This window comes from Pyxidicoccus fallax (assembly GCF_012933655.1).
Taxonomy (GTDB): domain Bacteria; phylum Myxococcota; class Myxococcia; order Myxococcales; family Myxococcaceae; genus Myxococcus; species Myxococcus fallax.
This window is the reverse complement of the sequence record NZ_JABBJJ010000496.1, coordinates 1-6,833: the sequence shown is the minus strand read 5'-3', so window position 1 is coordinate 6,833 and position 6,833 is coordinate 1. Positions and strand designations below refer to the sequence as shown.

Annotated in this window: 5 protein-coding genes; 1 reads left to right on the top strand and 4 read right to left on the bottom strand. The window is 72.4% G+C overall.

Translation table 11 applies throughout. The annotated features are described in order from the left end of the window. On the top strand, positions 1 to 433 hold a 433-nt coding region (locus HG543_RS49960), incomplete at its 5' end, for a response regulator (protein ID WP_169352047.1). A 16-nt stretch (positions 434 to 449) separates the two neighbouring features. On the opposite strand, the gene HG543_RS49955 is transcribed toward HG543_RS49960, so the two are convergent. The 4 genes from HG543_RS49955 to HG543_RS49940 all read right to left on the bottom strand — a co-directional run bounded on the left by HG543_RS49955 (position 450) and on the right by HG543_RS49940 (position 6,457). Continuing rightward, the gene (locus HG543_RS49955; protein ID WP_169352046.1) at positions 450 to 2,951 is read right to left on the bottom strand and encodes a PAS domain-containing sensor histidine kinase; all 2,502 of its coding nucleotides are present in this window, start codon (positions 2,949 to 2,951) and stop codon (positions 450 to 452) included. Between the two features lie 214 nt (positions 2,952 to 3,165). Next, positions 3,166 to 4,512, bottom strand: a complete 1,347-nt coding sequence (locus tag HG543_RS49950) for a sigma-54-dependent transcriptional regulator (RefSeq protein ID WP_169352045.1) — start codon at positions 4,510 to 4,512, stop codon at positions 3,166 to 3,168. Beyond that, the gene (locus tag HG543_RS49945; RefSeq protein WP_169352048.1) at positions 4,509 to 5,945 is read right to left on the bottom strand and encodes a sensor histidine kinase; all 1,437 of its coding nucleotides are present in this window, start codon (positions 5,943 to 5,945) and stop codon (positions 4,509 to 4,511) included. The genes HG543_RS49950 and HG543_RS49945 overlap by 4 nt, the downstream gene beginning before the upstream one ends. Positions 5,946 to 5,998: 53 nt before the next feature. Further along, a complete protein-coding gene (locus HG543_RS49940) occupies positions 5,999 to 6,457 on the bottom strand; it encodes a hypothetical protein (RefSeq protein ID WP_169352044.1) in 459 nt (152 codons plus the stop codon). Between the last annotated feature and the right edge of the window lie 376 nt (positions 6,458 to 6,833).

The window sequence follows — 6,833 nt, the reverse complement described above, 5'->3', positions numbered from 1 at the left end:
GGTCCGCGCGGTGGCGCGCGCCACGCCCCCGCCCGAGGCGCCCGCCACCGCGCGGACCCGGGTGCTCGTGGTGGACGACAACGTGGACGCGGCCGAGGCCCTGGCGGACCTGCTGGAGATGTCCGGCTACGAGGTCGCCATGGCGCACGACGCCCCTCGGGCGCTCCAGCGGCTCGAGGTCTTCACCCCCGACGTGGCCATCCTGGACATCGGCCTGCCGGAGGTGGACGGCTACGGGCTGGCCGCGCTCATCCGCGAGCGCCTGGGCCCGGCGAGCCCCGCGTTCGCCGCCCTCACCGGCTATGGCCAACAAGAGGACCGCGGCCGCAGCGAGGCCGCGGGCTTCCAGCGCCACTTCGTGAAGCCCGTGCAGTTGGAGGCGCTGGTGGCCTTCCTGGAGTCCCAGCCGAAGCGGCGCCGCGACGTGGCCTGAGGCACGGCTCCGCGCTTCAGCGCCGGGAGCCGCGGGGCAGCCGCATCTGGAACACCGTGCCCGTCTCGCGGGTGGACGTCACCTGGATGCGGCCACCATGCGCGGTGACGATTTCGTGCACGATGAAGAGGCCCAGCCCCACGCCCTTCAGCGAGTCACCGCCGACAGCCGCGCGGGTGAAGGGCTCGAAGATGCGGGGCAGCAGCGCGGGAGGAATGGGGTTGCCCGCGTTGGCCACCTCCAGCACCACCTCGTCGTTCGTCCCGTCCGCCCGCACCTCCACGGGGACGCCCTTGGCGCCGTGGGTGAAGGCGTTGACGACCAGGTTGCCCAGCAACTGCACCAGCCGGTCCAAATCCCACTGTCCCGTCAGGTCGCCGCGCAGGTCCAGGTGGATGTCGCGCTCCGGGTACGCGGCCAGCAGCTCGTCGACGATGATGTGACAGGCATCGTCCAGGCTCATCCGCTGGCGCTGGATGGGGAGCGTGCCGCCCTGGCTCGCGCGCGCGAAGTCCAGCAGGTCGCGGATGAGGTGGTCCATGCGCCGCACGCTGGTGATGATGCGGGAGGCGCGCTTGTGCTGGGACGAGTCCGGCGGGCTGTCGCGAAGCAGCATCGTGCCGGAGGTGGCGATGGCCTGCAGCGGGTTGCGCAGGTCGTGCCCCACGATGCCCATCAGCCGGTCGCGTACCTCCGCCTCGCGCCGCAGGGCCTCCCGCATCTGGTGGTGCGCGGTGACGTCGGTGGACACCGCCACCGCCGCCACCACCCGCCCCTCCGCGTCCTGCACCCGCGTGGCGCTGAGGTCGATGTGGCGCGCGCTGCCATCCCGCATGCGCAGGCGCACCGGCTCGCGCAGCACCGTCTCGCCATGCATCAGCGCGCGCGCCAGCGGCCACTCGTGGGGCGCGTAGGCCGTGCCGTCCGGACGGGTGCCCTGGTAGGCCACGTAGCCGGGGATGTCCTCCGAGGCCACGTAGGGGTGACCCCAGATGGTCTCGATGGCGGAGTTGCCACGCACGAGCCGTCCTCCGGGCTCGGCGATGACGACGCCCACCGGCAGCTGGTCCAGCACGGCCTCCAGGAGGCTGCGCTCGGTGGCGAGCCGGTCCCTCAGCCGCTCGGCCTCCGCGCGTGCCCGCCGCTCGGCGTCGTAGAGGCGCGCACGCTCCAGGGCCAGGGCGCACTGCTGGCCGAGCGACTCCATGAACTGGAGCATCTCCGGCTCGAAGTCCTGCTCGTGCGAGAAGATGAAACCGAAGGCGCCGAGCACGCGCCCGTCCACCGTCAACGACAGCGCGGCGAAGGCGCGCCCCAGCAGGGTCGGTGAGCCCCTGCGCTCCGGGTAGTCCCGGAGGTAGGCGTCCAGGTCCGCATACAGCACGGGCTTCCCGGTGCGCACGGCGTCCCGGTACATGACGGCCGTGTCCACGGGGAAGCGCTGCCAGACGCCCAGGGTGCCCTCGGGGAAGCCGTGCGCGGCGCGCAGCTCGAACGCGGTGCCGTCCTCGCTCAGCAGCACCAGCGAGGCGGCGACCGCCTCCAGCGCCGCGGCCCCCTCGCGCACCACCACCCTGGCCACCTCCTCGGGGCTCAGCACCCGGGACAGCGCGGAGGACACCGCCGCCAGCCGGTCCGCGCGCAGCCGCGCCCGCCGGTTCTCGGTGATGTCCTGCAGGGTGCCGACGATGCGCAACGGGCGGCGTTGCGCGTTGAAGTGCACCTGCCCGCGCGCGAGCAGCCAGCGCTCCCGGGGCACCCGGGGACCCACCACGCGGAACTCGAGGCGGAAGGCGCCATCGCCGTTCGGGTCATGCGCGGCCTGGAGGGCGGCGTCCAGGCGCGGGTGGTCCTCGGGCGGCGCGCACCAGCGCAGGATTTCCGACGTGAGGGGCGTGCCCGGCGCGAGGCCCAGCTGCTCCAGCGCGCGGTCGCTGTAGTTGCGCTGGCCCGTGGTGTAGTCCAGGTCCCACGTGCCCAGGGCCGCGGCCTCCAGGGCGAGCCTGAGCCGATCCTGGCTGTCGCGCAGCTGGTGCGCGATGCGCTCGGCCTCCTCTCCCCGCCGCGCCTCCGTGACATCCGACACCATGGCCACGAAGCCGGCGACGTGGCCGTTGGCATCGACGTGCGGCAGGTAGTCCGCCTGCACCACCCGGGTGCCGCCATCACGGTAGGGGACGGCGAGCTCGAAGCGGACCCTGCGTCCGGACAGGGCCGCCCTCACCTGCTCGCGAATGGTTTCGTATCCCGCATCCCCCACCACCTGGCGCACGGCGCGGCCGACCACCTGCTCACGAGACGCTCCGAACCAGCGCTCGTAGCTCTGATTGCAGAAGCGGTAGCGCTCGTCCGTGTCCACGTACGACAGGAGCACCGGCGCCGTGTCCACCGTCGCCAGCAGCTTCTCCACGAGGTCCCGGTCATCCAGGGCCGCCTCTCTCAGGGAGCGCTCGCGCTCCAGCACCAGCAGCTGCTCGATGACGTGACGGAAGTGGGAGACGGACGGAGCTGGAGTCATGCGGAGCCGGAGCGAGGCGGGAACCCTGGGTTCAACCCACTCCACCTGGGGGGATACTCAGGCTGCTTGGCACCTCGCACTGCAATCCACAAGGCCCCCCATCTTCTTCTGTCCAGCAGTCAGGGAGACAGGGACCTCCCGCGCATGGGACGACTCATGGGAGGACAAACATGTTTCGGACAGCCGAGCTTCTCGGCGGGGCGTCGGACCGCCGCTACGACTCCGCCTCCGTGCCCGGCGCCTCCAGCAGCTTGTAGAGCGTCTTGCGGTCCACATCGAGCAGGCGCGCCGCCTCGCTCTTGTTGCCACCCACGTGCTGGAGCACATGCGCCGCATAACGGCGTGACAGCTCGGCGAGGCTGGGCATGTCTCCGGCCAGCCCCGTCAGCTTCTGCGTCGCCTCGCCGATGGGCTCCGGGAAGTCCTGCGGGCCCAGCACGCCCGTGACATTGAGCGCGAGCGCCCGCGCCACCACGTTCTCCAGCTGCCGCACGTTGCCCGGCCAGTCGTAGCCCGTCAGCCGCGCCATCGCCTCGGGCGTCACCACCGGCCTCGCTCCGCCGCGCGCGTGACGGGCCGCGAAGTGCTCCACCAGCGCCGGCACGTCCTCGCGCCGCTCGCGCAGCGGCGGCAGGTGCAGGTGCACCACGTCCAGCCGGTACAGCAGGTCCTCGCGGAAGAGGCCCTCCGCCACGCGCGCCTTCAGGTCCTTGTTCGTCGCCGCCACCACCCGCACGTCCACCTTCACGGGCACGCTCTCGCCCACGCGGCGGATCTCCCCCTCCTGCAGCACGCGCAAGAGCTGCGACTGCACCTTCATCCCCACGTCGCCAATCTCGTCCAGGAAGAGCGTGCCGCCGCTGGCCTCCTCGAAGACGCCCCGCCGCGCGCCCGAGGCACCCGTGAAGCTGCCCTTCGCGTGGCCGAACAGCTCGCTCTCCATCAGCGACTCGGTGATGGCGCCGCAGTCCACGGGGATGAAGGGCCCGGAGGCCCGCGGCGAGCGCTTGTGCAGCGCCCGGGCCACCATCTCCTTGCCCGTGCCCGTCTCGCCCGTAATCAGCACCGGCACGTTGCTGGCCGCCGCGCGCGCCACCTGCTTGTAGACCTCCAGCAGCGCGGGGCTGCGCCCCACCAGCACCAGCGAGGTGCGCTCCACCTGCTGCCGCAGCGTGCGGTTCTCCTCCACCAGCCGCTTCTGCTCCAGCGCGCGCCTCGCCACGCGGAGAATCGCGTCCACGTCGAACGGCTTGGCCAGGTAGTCGAAGGCGCCCTGCTGGATGCTGTCCAGCGCCCCCTCGATGTTGCCGAACGCCGTCACCACGATGACGGGCGTGTCCGGCGACTGGCCCTTCACCGCCTGGAGGACCTTCAGGCCGTCCCCCGGCTCGGGCATGGCCATGTCCGTCATCACCAGGTCGAACGGCCCCTCCGCGAGCCGCTCCGCCGCCCGCTTCGGGTCCGGCGCCTGCGTCACCTCTCCCAGGGTGCCCAGCAGTCGCTGGAGCAGATCACGAGCCTGGGGGTCATCGTCCACGACGAGGATGCGGGAAGTGCTCATGTGCCGACCTTGCGCATTCCAGCGGCGGAGGAGGAAGCCTGGGCGTCACCGGTGCCACCCGCCGCCACCGGGCGCACCTCGCGCGGGAAGCGCACCACGACATGCGTGCCCTTCCCCTCTTCCGAGCGCACCACCAGCGTGCCGCCGTGCGCCTCCACCACGCGCTTGGTGGTGACGAGCCCCAGGCCATGGCCCGGCAGGCTCCGCACCTCGGCGGCGCGGAAGAAGGGCTGGAACAGCGAGGCCAGCGTCGTGGACGACATGCCGATGCCGTTGTCCTCCACCTCCAGCACCGCCTCGTTCCCCTCGGACGCCACCCGCACCCGCACCTTCGCCTCCGGCCGGCCCGCCGTGTACTTCACCGCGTTCGTCAGGAGGTTGCGCGCGCTCACCTGCAACAGCTGGCCCGGGCAGTCCACCGCCACGCCGGGCTCCAGCGAGCGCTCCAGCGCCACTCCCTGCGCCGCCGCCGTCTGCGCCACCTCCAGCAGCACCGTGGTGACGGCCGTGTCCAGCTCCGCCACCATCCGCTCTCCGCGCGTGCCCGCGCGGCAGAAGCGCAGCAGCGCTTCAATCAGCTCGCCCATGCGCACCGCGCTGGACTCGCACTGCGCCAGCATCTCCAGCGCGCCCGCGTCCTTCACCGCGCCCGTGCGGCGGATGAGCGTGAGGTAGCCCTTGAGCGGCGCCAGCGGCGAGATGAGGTCGTGCGCCACGCGCCGGGTGAAGGCGTCCAGCTCCTGGTTGTGGCGGCCCAGCTCCTCCAGCTGTCCCTGGATGGTGGCGTCCTGTCGCTTGAGCAGGGAGGTGATGCGCAGGCCCACCGCCAGCGACAGGAGGATGGCCAGCAGCGTGACGGCGGCGCCGAAGGCCGTGGTGCGCACGCGCAGGTCCGCCAGCCGTCCCACCAGCCGGCGCGCCTCGTCCGCGTTCTCCTGCGCCAGCTTGCCGGCCAGCGCGTCCAGCTCCGCGGCCAGGGGGCGGATGCGCTCGGCCAGGTGGCGCCGCGCCCGCTCTCCCTCGCGCCGCTGCGAGAACACCGCCGCCGCGCGCACCTGGTCCGCCAGCCCCTGGCACGCGGCGTTGAAGCGCAGCCACACGGCCTTCTCGCCCGGCGGCAGGTTGTACGTATACGCCTCCGACGCGGAGCGGATGTCCGCCAGGATTTCCTCCATCACCGCGTCCGCGGCGGCGCGCTCGGCGTCGTCCGTGGCGCGCACGTGCGCTTCAATCGCCGACTCCAGGGACAGCGCGTCCACGCGGATGCGGCCGATGAGGCCCGCGCGCGCCAGCGCCTCCTGGACGAGCGCGTCCACCTGCCTTCCGGTGCGGACCTCCGTCCACAGCGTGAAGGCGGTAACGGCGGACAGCAGTGCCACCACGAAGAAGAAGCCGGCGCGGTAGCCACGGATGGGCGTGCGGGAACTCACCAGGGACGGGTCCTCTACCATGACGGCCCGGTGTCGCCGAGGCCGCCAGAGCCTGCTCAGGGAGCCGCCGTCCCGGTGTTGGTGGCCGGCGGGGCCGAGGCGTCCTTCGGAGGCAGGCGCCGGCGGGCGCGCTCCAGCGCGGACTCGTACCAGACCTCCGACAGCTCCTCGTGCATCTCCTTCAGTTCCTTCAGCTCGTTGAGCTGGCGCTCCAGCGCGAGCAGCTGCGCGTTGTGCTCCTCCAGCGCGTGCCGGTCCGCCTCGGTGCGCACCAGCTCCTCCAGCACCGCCGCGCGTCCCTGCTCGGCCTCGGCGCGCTCCAGCGTCAGCCGCTCCATGGCGGACTCCAGCGCCGCCATGCGCGCGGCGAGCGCCTCGGTGCGCTCGCGCTCGGCCTCGGCCTCGCGCCGCCACCGCTCTGTCTCCAGCACCTGGGCCTCCAGCCGCTCGGGAGGGATTCCCGCGCATCCGAGGCCAAGCCAGGCGACCGCCGTCACGAGCCGCAGGTACCGCATACACCGTCTCTCCCGCGCCGCGGCCGCGCGCCATGCGCGGCGAGGGACCCGGGGTGCGCCACCCTGCAATCGGGTGACGCGTGCAGCTTGCTCAACTGCCCCGGTGCCGTCAAAGCGACATGTGCTCGTCTGGGGAGCAGGCCCCCATGCTTCCACAGCCCTTCGGGGAGTTTCTCCCCACGGCTCGCGCCTCCCACATCGGCGCTTCCCTCTGGAGGCCCCGCTGGCACGCCGGCTGCTCAAGGGACGGGGCACACAGCGACGCAATCCCGCGTCGTACTCCCCCGACGGAGCTTTCCATGAAGACCGTGTTCGCCGCCGCCCTCCTCGCCGCCGCCACCGCGTTCGCCAACACCTGTCTCTTATGCACATCTCC